The 13,779-nt window shown below is 58.9% G+C and carries 16 protein-coding genes and 1 pseudogene; 9 read left to right on the top strand and 8 right to left on the bottom strand.

The window, feature by feature from the left end; all coding sequences use genetic code 11:
* Both AACS24_RS03100 and AACS24_RS03095 read left to right on the top strand, forming a co-directional pair.
* Positions 1–389 (top strand): annotated as a pseudogene (locus AACS24_RS03100) (HAD-IB family phosphatase); the annotation flags it as partial.
* Between the two features lie 34 nt (positions 390–423).
* Complete coding sequence (locus AACS24_RS03095; RefSeq protein ID WP_108572319.1) at positions 424–1,329, top strand: alpha/beta fold hydrolase; 906 nt, start codon at positions 424–426, stop codon at positions 1,327–1,329.
* Between the two features lie 45 nt (positions 1,330–1,374).
* On the opposite strand, the gene AACS24_RS03090 is transcribed toward AACS24_RS03095, so the two are convergent.
* Positions 1,375–3,756, bottom strand: coding sequence for a PilZ domain-containing protein (locus AACS24_RS03090; RefSeq protein ID WP_108572318.1), 2,382 nt, complete (start codon positions 3,754–3,756; stop codon positions 1,375–1,377).
* 100 nt (positions 3,757–3,856) lie between these two features.
* On the opposite strand from AACS24_RS03090, the gene radA reads away from it, so the two are divergent.
* The gene (gene radA, locus AACS24_RS03085; RefSeq protein WP_108572317.1) at positions 3,857–5,224 is read left to right on the top strand and encodes a DNA repair protein RadA; all 1,368 of its coding nucleotides are present in this window, start codon (positions 3,857–3,859) and stop codon (positions 5,222–5,224) included.
* A gap of 87 nt (positions 5,225–5,311) precedes the next feature.
* Here radA and AACS24_RS03080 read toward each other — a convergent pair whose 3' ends face one another.
* Positions 5,312–5,692, bottom strand: a complete 381-nt coding sequence (locus AACS24_RS03080) for a PilZ domain-containing protein (protein WP_033112958.1) — start codon at positions 5,690–5,692, stop codon at positions 5,312–5,314.
* A 101-nt stretch (positions 5,693–5,793) separates the two neighbouring features.
* Positions 5,794–6,276, bottom strand: coding sequence for an Rsd/AlgQ family anti-sigma factor (locus tag AACS24_RS03075; protein WP_033112959.1), 483 nt, complete (start codon positions 6,274–6,276; stop codon positions 5,794–5,796).
* A gap of 330 nt (positions 6,277–6,606) precedes the next feature.
* Here AACS24_RS03075 and hupA point away from each other — a divergent pair, with 330 nt between their 5' ends.
* On the top strand, positions 6,607–6,879 hold the full coding sequence (gene hupA / locus AACS24_RS03070; RefSeq protein WP_005340484.1) for a nucleoid-associated protein HU-alpha: 273 nt from the start codon (positions 6,607–6,609) through the stop codon (positions 6,877–6,879).
* Positions 6,880–6,999: 120 nt separating this feature from the next.
* Here the strand turns inward: hupA and AACS24_RS03065 are convergent, their stop codons facing one another.
* From AACS24_RS03065 to AACS24_RS03055, 3 genes are all read right to left on the bottom strand, one after another.
* A complete protein-coding gene (locus tag AACS24_RS03065) occupies positions 7,000–7,446 on the bottom strand; it encodes a PACE efflux transporter (RefSeq protein ID WP_108572316.1) in 447 nt (148 codons plus the stop codon).
* 100 nt (positions 7,447–7,546) lie between these two features.
* Positions 7,547–8,404 (bottom strand): hypothetical protein, encoded by an 858-nt coding sequence (locus tag AACS24_RS03060; protein WP_108572315.1) that lies wholly within the window; start codon positions 8,402–8,404, stop codon positions 7,547–7,549.
* A gap of 108 nt (positions 8,405–8,512) precedes the next feature.
* Complete coding sequence (locus tag AACS24_RS03055) at positions 8,513–9,736, bottom strand: Nramp family divalent metal transporter (protein WP_181364291.1); 1,224 nt, start codon at positions 9,734–9,736, stop codon at positions 8,513–8,515.
* 237 nt (positions 9,737–9,973) lie between these two features.
* On the opposite strand from AACS24_RS03055, the gene rpsF reads away from it, so the two are divergent.
* The 4 genes from rpsF (at position 9,974) to AACS24_RS03035 (ending at position 11,962) form a co-directional block, all read left to right on the top strand.
* Positions 9,974–10,360 (top strand): 30S ribosomal protein S6, encoded by a 387-nt coding sequence (rpsF, locus tag AACS24_RS03050; protein WP_005308887.1) that lies wholly within the window; start codon positions 9,974–9,976, stop codon positions 10,358–10,360.
* 30 nt (positions 10,361–10,390) lie between these two features.
* On the top strand, positions 10,391–10,621 hold the full coding sequence (gene rpsR, locus AACS24_RS03045) for a 30S ribosomal protein S18 (protein WP_005308890.1): 231 nt from the start codon (positions 10,391–10,393) through the stop codon (positions 10,619–10,621).
* Positions 10,622–10,673: 52 nt separating this feature from the next.
* The gene (rplI, locus tag AACS24_RS03040; protein ID WP_005340490.1) at positions 10,674–11,120 is read left to right on the top strand and encodes a 50S ribosomal protein L9; all 447 of its coding nucleotides are present in this window, start codon (positions 10,674–10,676) and stop codon (positions 11,118–11,120) included.
* 101 nt (positions 11,121–11,221) lie between these two features.
* Positions 11,222–11,962 (top strand): ferredoxin--NADP reductase, encoded by a 741-nt coding sequence (locus AACS24_RS03035; RefSeq protein WP_108572313.1) that lies wholly within the window; start codon positions 11,222–11,224, stop codon positions 11,960–11,962.
* 40 nt (positions 11,963–12,002) lie between these two features.
* On the opposite strand, the gene AACS24_RS03030 is transcribed toward AACS24_RS03035, so the two are convergent.
* Positions 12,003–12,299, bottom strand: a complete 297-nt coding sequence (locus AACS24_RS03030) for a hypothetical protein (protein WP_108572312.1) — start codon at positions 12,297–12,299, stop codon at positions 12,003–12,005.
* 257 nt (positions 12,300–12,556) lie between these two features.
* Between AACS24_RS03030 and AACS24_RS03025 the strand changes: the two genes are divergently transcribed.
* Positions 12,557–13,558 (top strand): Preprotein translocase subunit SecY, encoded by a 1,002-nt coding sequence (locus tag AACS24_RS03025; protein ID WP_108572311.1) that lies wholly within the window; start codon positions 12,557–12,559, stop codon positions 13,556–13,558.
* Between the two features lie 49 nt (positions 13,559–13,607).
* Here the strand turns inward: AACS24_RS03025 and AACS24_RS03020 are convergent, their stop codons facing one another.
* Positions 13,608–13,775 (bottom strand): hypothetical protein, encoded by a 168-nt coding sequence (locus AACS24_RS03020; RefSeq protein ID WP_162516863.1) that lies wholly within the window; start codon positions 13,773–13,775, stop codon positions 13,608–13,610.
* Positions 13,776–13,779: the final 4 nt, after the last annotated feature.

Raw genomic sequence — 13,779 nt, 5'->3', positions numbered from 1 at the left:
GGCGTGTGGCCATCGCTTCCGGCGGTTTTACCCGCTTTGCCGGCCAGTTGCAGCGGGAGCTGGGGCTCGATGCCATCTTCGCCAACGAGCTGGCGGTGGAAGGGGGCCAGCTGACCGGTAAGGTGAGCGGGCGCATCGTCGATGCCAGCGTCAAGGCCGAGGTGTTGCAGCAGCTGGCGGCCGAGTATGCCATTGCGCCCGCCCAGACCGTGGCCATCGGCGATGGCGCCAACGATCTCAAGATGATGGCGGTGGCGGGTCTTGGCATCGCCATCCATGCCAAGCCGCTGGTGCGGGCTCAAGCGGCTGCGACCCTCAACCATCATGATCTGGAGGGGGTGCTCTGCCTGCTTGCGGCACGGGCGTGCAGCGAGCGGCGCTGGGATCGCCCCTGATATTGTTTCATGGAGGAAACCAATCGAAATGGAATTGTTGCAGCAATCACTCTTTGTCCCCTGTGGCGAGCATCAACTGCACGTCCGCCATATCAAACCGGGGGCGGCCGTTCATGGTGAACCCATCCTGATGGTGCACGGCGCCATCGAGAACGGTCGTATCTTCTACACCGAGTCAGGCAAGGGGTTGGCCTGCTTTCTGGCTCGCCACGGTTTTCAGGTCTATGTCGCCGATCTGCGCGGGCGCGGGCTCAGTACTCCCGCCATCGCCGAGCAGGCGGAGCACGGTCAGCATGAACTCATCACAGAGGATCTGCCCGCTCTGCACCACTGGATTGCCGCGCGCCACAATGGCTTCAAGGTGCACTGGGTGGCTCACTCCTGGGGCGGCGTCATCATGGCCTCTACGCTGGTGCGCTTTCCCGAACTGGCGGAGCAGGTGGCCAGCTTGCTCTTCTTCGGCACCAAGCGCGGAGTTTCAGTGCAAAATCCCGAGCGCTGGTTGAAGGTGGATCTGATCTGGAACCGGCTGGCCCCCTGGCTGGCTCGTCGCCGTGGTTTTCTGGCCGCTAGGGATCTCAAGATTGGTGCCGATGACGAGCCGCTGCGCTACCTGCAGGAGACCATCCCCTGGGTCAAGTGCGGCCCCTGGCAGGATCCCCACGACGGCTTTGCCTATGATGAGGCGGCAGCCCGGGTCAACTGGCCGCCGCTCTGGATGATCTCGGCCAAGGCGGACAAGGTGCTGGGCCACCCCACCGACGTGCGCCGTTTCAGCGACGAGATGGGCTCAAAGACCCGCCATACCAGGCTTGGTCGGGACAACGGCAACCGGCTCGATTACGACCATATCAATATGCTGACCGCCCCGCAGGCGCAGGAGGATCACTTCCCCCGGATCCTCGACTGGCTGCTGGATCCGCAGGCCGCGTGATAAAGAAACAGGGCGCATGATGCGCCCTGTTTCTTGTGGTCGGGATCAGTTGAGTGGAGGCGTGATACCCAGCCGGAACAGGGTCGCCTGGGTGGTGTCGGTCAGCTCGCCGACCCCGACGACGCTCCAGAGCTCCTCCTCCAGCTTTTTCGCCTTGTGAATGGCAAATTTGGCGATGTAGTCCAGCTCGTTGGCAATGAAGTTTGTGTCGGGGCGCCCGGTACGGGAGACGCCGACCAGCACCGAGTAGAACTCCCCTTCCTGTAGCGCCAGCTCGATAAACTGGCGCTTCTCCTTCACGCCAGTGAGCTCGCTGGCGAGACGGCTGCGGAAGATGGGCAGGCCAGCCCGGGTCTGGATGCTGGCGATGTAGACCTCCTCCTCCTTCGGCTTGTCCTCCCGCTCTATGCTGCGCAGCGGCGTCATCAGCAGCTCCTTGAGCAGCTCCCCCTGAAACAGCGGATAGAGGTTCTCCTGCTCCGGCAGCTCGGCGCAGGCGGTGAGCAGGCGTTGCAGGCTGCGCGGCTTGAGCGACTTGCCGATGGAGGCGGGTTTGGGCGCCCCCTTCAGCTTGTTGATGTAGACCGGCGAGTTGAACAGGTGGTGGGTGTAGATATTGCGCAGGGCGCGGGCCAGCCCGCGGTAACGGCGCTGCTCCTGCGCTGCCTTGAGCTTGTTCTGGTTGCTCTCGATCAGCAGGCTGAAGAACTGGCGACCGGTGTGGCGATCGGAATCCCCCTCGATGCAGAGATGCAGCACGGTACGGGTCATGTTGAGGCTGACCAGCCGATAGGAGAGATGCTGCAAATCCATGCTCTTGGAGAGCTCCTGCAAGCGGGGCAGGGCAATGGTCACCACATCGTTTTTCTCGCCGACAAACGCCTCTTCCAGCTCGATCTGCAGGCCATGGGCCGAGATGTCGCGAGTCCAGCCCAGCCAGGACTTGCCGTTGTGGTGGATGGCGACCGCCGTCTTGTGGATGTAGCGCAGCTCCTTGCGCAGCTGGACATAGTGCAGGGTCTCGATCTCGAAGGGGGCAACCCCCTGCTCGTGGCCAAAACGCTGCAACTCGTTGGCGTTGCTGCCAGGCTCCCCCTCCTGATAGAACTCTTCGCGCTGGGACTCCTGACTGATCTCCTGCAGCAGGCCGCAATAGCCGATCTGCTTGAGGCGCTCGAGCAGCAGTATGTCCTGCAACTGCGGGTTTTCGAGCCCCTGCAGCTGGCCGACATCCGCCTCGAGCAGTTCGCACGCCTCCAATGTGAATTTGTAGACGCGCCAGCTGGGGCGACGTGAGCCGACCTGAAAGAAGAGGGCGGTCAGGCCGCTCTGGCGCAGCTCCTCGGCGGTTGCCGAGAAGAAGTAGATATGGCTGCGCACCGTGTGAGTGAAGCAGTAGATGAGGGTTTCGCTGGTGGTGCCGGGGGCGGGGCAGAGTCGCTTCATCCGCTCGGCACTGAAGAGCCCCGCCAGCGCATCGCGGTTTTTCTCGTCACGCCAGTACTCCAGCAGATGCTGGTTGTTCTCGGTGCGCAGCGCTATCTCGAGGCAGGGACTGTCGCCGGTACCGAAGAAGAGCGGCATGCCGGTCATGCGCGGCAGGTAGAACTGCTCGTACCCCTTGATGATGGCGGCCGAGAGCAGGTAGTCGACGCTGACCCGGTAACGCACCTTGTTGACTTCGATGAACTCTTTCAAAAAAGCGTCAAAGGCGGGTTGCTCACCAGTGCGTACCAGTCGCAGCCAGAATTTCCCCTCTTTGCTCTCTTCCCCGAGGATCTGGTAGTTGACCGGTTGGTGCAGTACCGGGTTGGGGTTATCGCGCTCCAGCCCGGTGAAGAAGACCTCGACCTGAGCGCCGGTATGGTAACTGGGCAGATAGGGCACCGAGATGCGCATCCCGCCGAGGGAGAGATCGGAACTCTTGGCAAACAGCTTTTCACCATCCGGCAGCTTGAGCAGTACCGGCGAGCTGAAGTGCATCCGCTCCTGACGGCGGCCGTAGTAGCTGGCGAAGGCGATGGTATTGACATCGTATTGCCTGAACGGACTGGCCGGTGGGGTGAGGTGGCCATCGACGCGAGCGTGGTGCTGCTGTTTTTGCCACTGTTGCAGTGCCTCGTTGACCCCTATGGTATAGGCGTCACGGTAGAGATAGCACTGGGACTGAAACAGGTTGATTGCCTCGGCCGGCATGAAGTGGGTAATGCCGTCGAACTCATGGATCAGACACTCATCTGCCAGCTCATCGCGCATGTCGATGACCCTGCGGCACGGAGAGCATTTGCGTTTTAGCTCCATTTTGAGCAGAAAACGGCTGTTGCTGTTCTCTTCCTGGGTCATGCGGTTGAAGATCTCCTCGAAATCTTTCTCCCGCAACAAGGGGACAAGTTGTTCAATCAGATATTGTTGGTGTTCTGAATCCATGTGTTCCTGCCACGGAAAGTCACTTTTCCGATTCTGGGTTTGATCTGTCGGTCGCAAACAAGTATATCAAGCAGGAATTCATCCTGTCCCCGAGTTATCAATGGCCAAAAATAAAACTGCTTATGTTTGTTCCGAATGTGGTGCCGACTTCACACGCTGGCAGGGCCAGTGCAGTGAGTGCAAGGAGTGGAACACCATTACCGAGGTGCGCCTCGGGTCGGTGACTCCTGCCGGCAAGAGTGCCCGCTATACCGGTTATGCCGGTGCAATTGGCAGTCAGGTGCAGACACTGGCAGAGATAGCCACTACCGAGATCCCCCGTTTCTCCTCCGGTTTCAAGGAGCTGGATCGGGTGCTCGGCGGCGGCGTTGTACCAGGCTCTGCCATCCTTATCGGCGGCAACCCGGGGGCGGGCAAGTCGACCCTGCTGCTGCAGACCATGTGTGGTCTCGCAGAACGGATGAAAACTCTCTATGTCACCGGCGAGGAATCGCTGCAGCAGGTCGCGATGCGTGCCAACCGCCTTGGGCTACCCACCGACAAGCTGCGGATGCTCTCCGAGACCAGCGTCGAGCAGATCTGCCTGATTGCCCAGCAGGAGCAGCCGCAGATCATGGTCATCGACTCCATTCAGGTGATGCATGTGGCGGATGTGCAATCGTCCCCCGGTTCAGTCTCACAGGTGCGTGAAGCGGCGGCGCTACTGACCCGCTACGCCAAGCAGAACCATGTGGCCATCTTTATGGTGGGTCATGTGACCAAGGATGGCAGTCTGGCAGGCCCCAAGGTGCTTGAGCACTGCATCGACTGCTCGGTATTGCTCGATGGCGGCCATGATTCCCGTTTTCGTACCCTGCGCTCCCACAAGAACCGTTTCGGCGCGGTCAACGAGCTGGGGGTCTTTGCCATGACCGAGCAGGGGATGCGCGAGGTGAGCAACCCCTCCGCCATCTTCCTCAGTCGTGGTCAGGAGCAGGCGCCCGGTTCTATCGTCATGGTGATCTGGGAGGGCACCAGACCGCTGCTGGTGGAGTTGCAGGCGCTAGTGGACTACTCCCAGCTCTCCAACCCGCGCCGGGTGGCGGTGGGGATGGATCACAACCGGCTTGCCATGTTGCTGGCGGTGCTGCATCGCCACGGTGGGCTGCAGATGGCGGATCAGGATGTCTTCATCAATGTGGTTGGCGGCGTCAAGGTGGAAGAGACCAGTGCGGACCTGGCGCTGCTGCTGGCGATGGTCTCCAGCTTCCGCGACCAGTCGCTGCCAAAGGATCTGGTGGTGTTTGGCGAAGTGGGTCTTTCCGGCGAAATTCGCCCCGTGCCGTCCGGTCAGGAGCGACTGCAAGAGGCGGCGAAACACGGTTTCCGCCGCGCCATCGTGCCACACGCCAACGCCCCCAAGCACCCTATCGAGGGGATGGAAGTGGTGCCGGTCAAAAAGTTGTCTGATGCGCTTGAGGCGCTGTAAGCCGGTGCGGATAAAAGACTATGTCTTGGGATGGACGTAAATAAAAAGAGCGCCTTGGCGCTCTTTTCTATGGGCTGGAACCTGCCATCAGGGCTGGCTATGTTCCAGATGTTCGCTCAGCAGCTGCTCAAGCTCCCGGTGCAGCAGCTCCTCATCGCCCACATTGAGTTCGATCATCCGCCTCAGGTGAGTGGCGCTGTCGATGTCGATGTGATGACAGTAGAAGCCCAGCTTCTTGCTGGCCTCATGATTCAGCTCTACCTGCATTTTGATCTCGATGTCGCTGCCGCTCAGGACAAAGCTGAGCTGGTACTCTTTGTTGTCATTGCTTACCCAGTCATCAGGCCGGATTAGCAGCGCACCCTGCAGGGAAATATCGACAAGCTGAGTGCGCCACTTGCGTTCCCCCTGCGTGAGTTCAGCCATGGTCAAGTAGAGGATCCGTGCAAAACGGCGGCGCTCAGACATGCTTATCTCCTTGTATGCAATCAGTGCGGACCCGATGGTCATTGCTTTGAGTGTAATCCACCTTGATTGCCCGTATCTTGAACTTGCTCCGAAAATAGCGTTCAAGCCTGTTGTGCACTAAGGGATTCCACCACATGGAGTGCCTTGACCAGACGATCTTCCTGTTTGAAACGCTCCTCCAGCACCGGTCCCAGTTCGTTAAGGTCATCGTCGAGCAGCAGCAGCTGGGCTTCATCGGCCTCGCTGTATTTGTCGTTGAACTCGAGAGCAAGTTCGGTACTGGTACGGATATGGGGGTAGATGCGCTTGGCAAGCTCCAGCGTTTCGCCGCTGGCCTGCTCGAAGGCGGTGACCACGTGATTGTAGATCTCGAAGTGGCCTGCGCTGACGTAGTCGACCAGTCTGTCACAGAAGTGCTGCAGCTCTTCGGGTTTGGGTAGGCATCGCTGTTTGGTTCGGGCCGGGGTAAGGCCGGCCAGCCGCATGTATTCGACCAGCAGGGCTTGTCTTGCGTCCAGCCAGTCGTCGATAGCCTTGTGTTTTCCTGCCAGCGCCTGTTTGGTCTGTTCCAGTTTCGTCAACATAATCCCTCCATGGGGCAAGGCCGGGCGATTGATGGGGCTTCCTAGCCGTTTGAACAGTGACACATCCTATAACTAGGGAAAATCTGACCAAGCGTCAATAGGCTTGCCGGGATATTGTTAAGTGGTATTGAGGTGGGTGTCAAATTGAGCTTGTTGAATGGCGAGAGGCTGGTTGGTTCAGGTTTTTTCGAGGCTGGAATGTGACTTTTTCCGCAGATCTTGATGAAAACCCCAGCGTTTGACGCCCCCTGCTCGATAAAGCCTTTGCTTGAGCGTTTTTTTTTGCATAGAGTGACCCAGCGCTAAATGCCCGATCATAAAGGAAATGTTATGAACAAAGCTCAACTTGTCGATGCGATTGCCGCCAAAGCAGATCTGAGCAAAGCTCAGGCCAAAGTGGCTCTGGAAGAGATCATCAATGGTATTACCCAGAGCTTGAAAGAAGGTGATGCTGTGCAGCTGGTCGGTTTTGGCACCTTCAAGGTCACCCACCGCGCAGGCCGCACTGGCCGTAACCCGCAAACTGGCAAAGAGATCCAGATTGCTGCTGCCAACGTGCCTTCATTCGTGGCTGGCAAGGCTCTGAAAGACGCCGTCAAGTAAGTCTTAAAGTCTGTTTTGTCCAATGCCAGTCAGCTTGCTGACTGGCATTGTTTTTATTGGGGCTTTCGGTTTTACCCTTCCATCTCACCTACCTTGGTTTGCGCAAGAGCACTCTGCGCGTCAGGCCGTCTGCTGTGCGGTCGCTGGCAATGGCCAGATCCGCTCATACGCCCAAGTAAAGAGAATGATGTAGACGAGGTAGAAGGCAACGAAGCCGAGATCCAGCAGCAGCGCCTCCCACAACCCCAGTTCGAGCCAGAACATGACGCAGGGGAGGGAGAGCATCATAAAGCTCGCTTCGTAGCCAAACGCATGCAGGACGCGATCAAGAGGGCGTTTGTTGGTACGCCCGCACAGGGCCAGCAGCGCCTTGTCAAACAGCAGGTTCCAGCCATAGGTCCATGCAGTGGCGACAATCGAGAAGAAGATCGCCAGTGAACCGACCTCTGCCACGCCCTGGCCAAACAGCTGGCTGATAAGCGGGGCAACCATGGCCAGACCTATGCCTTCATAGAGAACCAGATAGCGGAGCCGATCCGAAGTGGTGCGCAGATGGGTACTACTCATGGGTGATGTGCCTCCTGTGGGAGGCGCATTCTAATGAGCGGTTGGCCAAAAATGAAGCAGTTTGTCGCTAGCCAGCTGCAGTGTGGCGTGTTTCCCGCCCTTATGCTGCCGGCGCTGTCACTTGGGTATGGAGCGTGAATCCCTCATCAGAAGGATTGAGCGTTACCCTGACCTCTCCCAACTCGGCGAGCGAGGCAACATGGGTACCGCCACAGGGAATGGTCACCTCCTGACCTTCCAGCGTGCAGTGCCAGTAGCGCGAATCGATGATCGCCTCGCCAGCGCGGCTACGGCGGATCTCGCCCCCGGCTGCGATCCAGTCGGCCAACTGCTGATTGACCTTCTCTGCAATCAGCGCCAGATCCGCCAGCAGCGCCTCGCTGTTGACCCCCTTCTTGCGCAGGCTCTTGCCGATGCGGTACTGCTCCCGCGAGCCGCAAGGTTCGACCCGCGAGCTCTGAATGGCGAGGCGGTCGAAGTCGGGCTGGCCCAGCGCATCGTGCTCGCTCACCTCCTTGCGCCAGTAGGGGATGAGCACCCGATTGAGGGCGAGCGCCGCCAAATGGCAGCCACTGTGGCCCAGACTCAGGGTGTGGCGTGCCGCTCTATCGACCTGCAACTCGATCCGACTGCCGATTGGCAAGGTGTGATCGCCCGCCAAGGGGTGTACCACGACGAACCGCCATCCCTCTGCACCCCGTTTGACCGGAATCTCGGCGTCGACGAACAGCTCGCCATCCGGGCTGATGGCCCCCATCCGGCAAGGGCCGATGGCGGCTTCGCCACCTTCCCAGCGAGCATGACCCATATCCCCCGGCTGATCGGGCCAGAGATGGCTTTGCGGATGAAAGGGGGTGAGGTCGGTGACCAGCAGCGTGGTTTCACCGCGCTGGCAGCAGACCACGCTGGCCTGCTCCTGATGATGGCCCAGTACGAAGCTGACTCGGGTATGTTCCATGGCAAGGCTCCCGCAACGATAAATGAGAAGAGAAAGCGGCAGCATACGCCAAAGTGCGAAGAGGCTCATTAACCAGAGTTAATGAACCTCTTGTTTGGTGACAGGTTGCTAGATCATGGCAACCAGCAGGTAGGCATTGAGCCCGATCACCAGCGCAACGATAAGACGGCCGATGGCTTGCGTGACCGGATGGTTGCGATGTTTTCCCATCAGCTCCCGATCGCCGGTCAGCATCAGCAGCGGGATCAGGGCCAGTGCGATGCCAAAACTCAGGATCACCTGGCTCAGCACCAGAATTTCTGTGGTGTTGAGCCCCATGGCGATCACCACAAAGGCGGGGGCCATGGTGATGGTGCGGCGCAGCCAGAGCGGGATGGTAAAGCGCACGAAGCCCTGCATCACCACTTGCCCGGCCAGCGTCCCCACCACGGTTGAGCTGATGCCGGACGCGACCAGCGAGAGGCCAAACAGGGTGGCTGCCGCCTGACCCAGCAGCGGGGTGAGGGTTTGGTAGGCTGACTCCAGCTCCGCCACCTGCTGGTGGCCCGAGCTGTGGAACGCCGCAGCTGCCATCGCCATCATCGCCAGATTGACGAAGCCGGCGATGGTCATGGCGATGGCCACATCGACCCGGGTGGTATGCAGCCGTTGGCTGACCGAGCCCTGCTCCTGCGTGTGCTGGGTCAGCGCCGAGTGCAGATAGATGACGTGTGGCATCACGGTGGCACCGAGCACACCGGCGGCCAGATAGACGGCCTCGCTGTTGGGCAGACCGGGGAAGAGAGCACCCTCCAGCAGACTCGGCAGATGGGGGCGGGAGAAGATCAGCTCGACGATGTAGGCCGCAGCAACAAACAGCAGCAGACCGCCCACTACGAACTCCAGCGGTTTCTGGCCGCGGGACTGTAACATCAGGATCCCCCAGGTCATCACTGCTGTGATGCAGGCTCCCTCCAGCAGGGTGACGCCGAGCAGCAGCTTGAAGCCGACCGCGGCGCCAATGAATTCAGCGAGATCGGTGGCCATGGCGATAATCTCGGCCTGTACCCAATAAGCCCACACTGCAGGCTTGGGGAGTCGATCACGGATATGTTCCGCCAGATTCTTGCCGGTGACGATGCCGAGTTTGGCGGAGAGAGTCTGCACCACCATGGCCATCAGGTTGGCCCACACCACTACCCAGAGCAGCTGGTAGCCGAAAGTAGAGCCGGCTTGAATATTGGTAGCGAAGTTGCCCGGATCTATGTAGCCAATGGCAGCGATAAAGGCGGGCCCGAGCAGGGTTAGTTTGAATTTGCGACTTGGAATCGTTGTAGTCAGTGTGGGTTGCATGGCATCACCCTCCATCAGGATATGGAGAGAGAATAGATCTAAATGATAATTGTTATCAATTGGTCTTTTGTATCATATCCATCGGGAAAAACTTTTGAGGTCGTCAGTTGCAGTGAGGGATGTGATTTCGTACAATACGCCGCCCTAGAAAAGCAGCGACTAAACACCATTATGTTCCTTGCCTCCGAGGTCTGGCTGCACCTGGGCGGAGGCTGAATTAATCCGTAAGGAGCTAAAATGCGTCATTACGAAATCGTCTTCATGGTTCATCCGGACCAGAGCGAGCAAGTTCCCGGCATGATCGAGCGTTACACCGGCGCCATCACCACTTCCGGTGGTACCATTCATCGCCTGGAAGATTGGGGCCGTCGTCAGCTGGCTTACCCGATCGACAAACTGCACAAAGCCCACTACGTTCTGATGAACGTAGAAGCAGAGCAAGCCGTTATCGATGAGCTGGAAACCAACTTCCGCTTCAACGATGCCGTTATCCGCAACATGATCATGCGCACCAAGCACGCCGTGACTGAAGTTTCTCCGATGGCCAAGGCCAAAGAAGAGCGCTTCACCCGTCGTGACGACGAGCGCCGCGAAGAAGCTACTGAAGCTGCTTCCGAAGAGTAATTCTGGATCACTGACTAGAGGATAAAGGCCATGGCACGTTATTTCCGTCGTCGTAAGTTCTGCCGCTTCACCGCCGAGAACGTTACCGAGATCGACTACAAAGATATCGTTACTCTGAAAAACTACATCACTGAATCTGGCAAGATCGTACCGAGCCGTATCACCGGTACCCGCGCCAAGTATCAGCGTCAGCTGGCACGCGCCATCAAGCGTGCTCGTTACCTGGCTCTGCTGCCGTACACCGATCTGCACAACAAGTAAGAATCGGTCCGGCACTTAAGCCTAACTCAACGAAATTTATAGAGGAAAGGTAATGCAAGTTATCCTGCTCGACAAAATCGCCAAACTGGGCGGTCTGGGTGACCAAGTTTCCGTGAAATCTGGTTATGCCCGTAACTACCTGATCCCGCAAGGCAAAGCTGTTATGGCCACCAAGGCCAACATCGAAGCTTTCGGTGCTCGTCGCGCTGAGCTGGAAGCCAAACTGGCTGCCAACAAAGCTGCTGCTGAAGAGCGTGCTGCCAAGCTGGCCGAACTGGCTACCGTGGTTATCGCTTCCAAGTCTGGCGACGAAGGCAAGCTGTTCGGTTCCATCGGTACCCGTGACGTGGCTGAAGCCATCACTGCTGCCGGCGTAGCCGTTGCCAAGAGCGAAGTCCGCATGGGCAACGTTCTGCGTAACACCGGTGACTACGAAGTTGCTGTTCAGCTGCACGCTGACGTTAAAGCAACCGTACAGATCCAGGTTGTTGCCCTGTAATAGAGATTCGCTTTTGCAGAAAAAACCCGCGCACTTGCGCGGGTTTTTTATTTTCCGGCCCGGGGGTAGAGTGAAGCTCTGTTCCTCTGGAGGAGATCTCTATGGCCTGGGTCGAAGGTCGCGTCATCGAACGCATCGAATGGACACCCACTCTGTTCTCACTGCGCGTAGCGGCCGATCTGGCCCCCTACAAGGCAGGTCAATTCACCAAGCTGGCCCTTGAGCAGGGCGAGCGGCGCATTCAGCGCGCCTACTCCTTCGTCAATCCTCCCTCTGCGCCATACCACGAGTTCTATCTGGTCGAGATCCCGAGCGGTGAGCTGACACCTTCCCTCGGCTCGCTGCAAGCGGGCGACACTCTGCTGGTGCAGTCTCTGGCCACCGGCTTTCTGACGCTGGATGAGGTTCCGGCCGGACGCGATCTCTGGCTGCTCTCGACCGGCACCGCCATCGGCCCTTTCCTCTCCATGCTGGCTGATGGAGAGGTCTTCAACCGCTTCGACAATCTGGTGCTGGTACACGGAGTGCGCAAAGGCGAAGAGCTGAGCTATCAGGCTTTGATCGCCAGCTTTGCCGAGCAGCATGGCGAGCGCTTTCGCTATGTCCCCTTTGTCAGCCGCGAGCCGTGGCCCAATGCTATGACAGGGCGTATTCCAGCGGCGATTGCCAACGGCCAGTTGCAGCAGCGGGTGGGGTTGGAGTTCTCACCCGAGCTGAGTCAGGTGCTTATCTGTGGCAATCCGGAGATGGTGAAAGAGACCCAGCAGACCTTGCTGGCACTGGGGTTGGCCAAGAACCTGCGGCGGGCGCCCGGCAATATCAGTGCGGAGAACTACTGGTAACGCAGCATAGCGGCGGGGCCGGTTCGGCCCCTGTTCATGATTACTGGTTATTGCCCTGCGGATCGGGCATCTGGTTGGTGCTGGGGGGCTGGTTGCGATTATCTTCGCTCTCGACATTGACTCTCATCCCCTTGCAGTCAGAGGGAATATAGTCGTTTACCCCCAGATCGAGGCACTCTTTCTGGCTCCAGCCAAACTGCTTGTCATCCCAGTCCAGATTGAAGGTCATCGCATCGACAGAGAAGGTTGAGCCGCTGCTCTCCTGGGATGGTTGGTCTGCATGGGCTGCGCCGGCGAGCAGCAAGAGTGAGAGAAGCAAAGGGGTCGTTCTGTTCATGATGGCCTCGGATAATTGCAACGGCGGATGAGTATACGTCTGCGGGCTGAACCCGGGCGGAATCGCATCCCATCTCGCCACACGATGAAGTCAGGTGGGGGATTGTAGCGCTTTTCTGCTGCCAATTTGTCCGTTTTGGTCGCACTCTGGGCAGCTGGTTTGCAATATGAAGGAATTCAGGTGTTTGCCCTTCTCTGAACGGCTCTGCCGACTATAATCGGCAGCCAACTTTTCCTGCACTGCACCACAGTTTCACCATGACCACACAGGACGCTTCCGCGCTGCGCTATCCCAAGGGATGGTTTGCGCTCACCACGGTATACAGTTTTACCGGACTGGCCATTCTGGCCTCCATCATCTTCTCCCTGCTGCTGTTTCTCTCCATCGATGACAACCCGCTGATGAAGTGGCTTTTTGGCGGCCTGGCGATCATTTTCGAGCTGGGCAAGTTCTACGTCTGGTACGAGTACGGCGAGCGCAAGGCGCGCCGGGATCTGAGTGGTGCCTTCTGGTCGTTGTTGTTCTACAGCGTGCTGGCGGCCATCTCCATCGGTGGCAGTATCGGCGGTATCAACAGTGCCACCAATACGGTGCTGAGCCAGCAGGCACGCCATGAACGGGAGATCGCCCGCTTCGACGAACAGATCGCCAGCATCGAGCGGCAGATCCAGCTAAACGAAGAGGCGGCCCGCAAATATATCGAGCTGGAGCGCATCTCCAGCGGCGTATCCTCCCTGCAGCACGCCAATACCAAGCTGCGTTTGCAGCAGGACGAATTGCGTCAGCAGCGCGATGCCAAGCCGGTCAATGAGCAATCCTCCATGCTGGGGCTGATGAGCAGTCTGGCGGACGGGGTCGGGATGAGCATCAGCCAGGTGCAGTTTCTGCTGGTCTGCTTCCTCTCGGTGCTGCTCGACGTATTCGGTGCCTTCTTCGTCAGCCTGATCGGTGAGGAGAGCCGTTTTCGCCGGATGTGGCGCTGGCAGCAGGCACGCGCCCGTGCCGAGGAGCAGGAGGCGCTGGCGCAGGCAGCCCAGCCTGAGCCCATGCTGCCGCCGGAGCCGGCACCTGAGGTGCTGGCACAGGTGCGTGGCGCGCTGGAGAGCGGTGAGCTCAAGTGCAGCAAGCGCTCGGTGGCGCAGGCGTTGTCACTCTCGCTGGAGGAGGTGGATCGGGTGTTCCACCATCTGCTGTCGCAAGGGGTGTTGGGGCAGGGGAGTAATCGCCACTACTACCTCAACTCGCAGCCGGTGCAGTAACGGTTGCGACAAAAAGGCCACCGATGAGGTGGCCTTTTTCGTATCTGATTCAGTTGGTCAGCACCATCATCAGGCTGAGGAAGGCGGCTAGCCCGCCACCGATGCCGATGATCCAGTAAAACCCCTTGGCCCCCTGTTTGAGCGGGATGCGGAAGTAGAGCAGGAATGCCCACCACCCCAGCGCCAGCAACAGAGGAATAAGAAACATTCGAGCCATGGTC

Origin of the sequence: Aeromonas sp. HMWF016 (assembly GCF_963878195.1) — a bacterium.
Lineage (GTDB): Bacteria > Pseudomonadota > Gammaproteobacteria > Enterobacterales > Aeromonadaceae > Aeromonas > Aeromonas lacus.
This window is presented reverse-complemented; position numbering and strand designations above follow the sequence as displayed.

Coding starts and splice junctions, on each gene's coding strand:
- AACS24_RS03095 (WP_108572319.1), top strand. CDS start 424: ATGGAATTGTTGCAGCAATCACTCTTTGTCCCCTGTGGCGAGCATCAA.
- AACS24_RS03090 (WP_108572318.1), bottom strand. CDS start 3,756: ATGGATTCAGAACACCAACAATATCTGATTGAACAACTTGTCCCCTTG.
- radA (WP_108572317.1), top strand. CDS start 3,857: ATGGCCAAAAATAAAACTGCTTATGTTTGTTCCGAATGTGGTGCCGAC.
- AACS24_RS03080 (WP_033112958.1), bottom strand. CDS start 5,692: ATGTCTGAGCGCCGCCGTTTTGCACGGATCCTCTACTTGACCATGGCT.
- AACS24_RS03075 (WP_033112959.1), bottom strand. CDS start 6,276: ATGTTGACGAAACTGGAACAGACCAAACAGGCGCTGGCAGGAAAACAC.
- hupA (WP_005340484.1), top strand. CDS start 6,607: ATGAACAAAGCTCAACTTGTCGATGCGATTGCCGCCAAAGCAGATCTG.
- AACS24_RS03065 (WP_108572316.1), bottom strand. CDS start 7,446: ATGAGTAGTACCCATCTGCGCACCACTTCGGATCGGCTCCGCTATCTG.
- AACS24_RS03060 (WP_108572315.1), bottom strand. CDS start 8,404: ATGGAACATACCCGAGTCAGCTTCGTACTGGGCCATCATCAGGAGCAG.
- AACS24_RS03055 (WP_181364291.1), bottom strand. CDS start 9,736: ATGCAACCCACACTGACTACAACGATTCCAAGTCGCAAATTCAAACTA.
- rpsF (WP_005308887.1), top strand. CDS start 9,974: ATGCGTCATTACGAAATCGTCTTCATGGTTCATCCGGACCAGAGCGAG.
- rpsR (WP_005308890.1), top strand. CDS start 10,391: ATGGCACGTTATTTCCGTCGTCGTAAGTTCTGCCGCTTCACCGCCGAG.
- rplI (WP_005340490.1), top strand. CDS start 10,674: ATGCAAGTTATCCTGCTCGACAAAATCGCCAAACTGGGCGGTCTGGGT.
- AACS24_RS03035 (WP_108572313.1), top strand. CDS start 11,222: ATGGCCTGGGTCGAAGGTCGCGTCATCGAACGCATCGAATGGACACCC.
- AACS24_RS03030 (WP_108572312.1), bottom strand. CDS start 12,299: ATGAACAGAACGACCCCTTTGCTTCTCTCACTCTTGCTGCTCGCCGGC.
- AACS24_RS03025 (WP_108572311.1), top strand. CDS start 12,557: ATGACCACACAGGACGCTTCCGCGCTGCGCTATCCCAAGGGATGGTTT.
- AACS24_RS03020 (WP_162516863.1), bottom strand. CDS start 13,775: ATGGCTCGAATGTTTCTTATTCCTCTGTTGCTGGCGCTGGGGTGGTGG.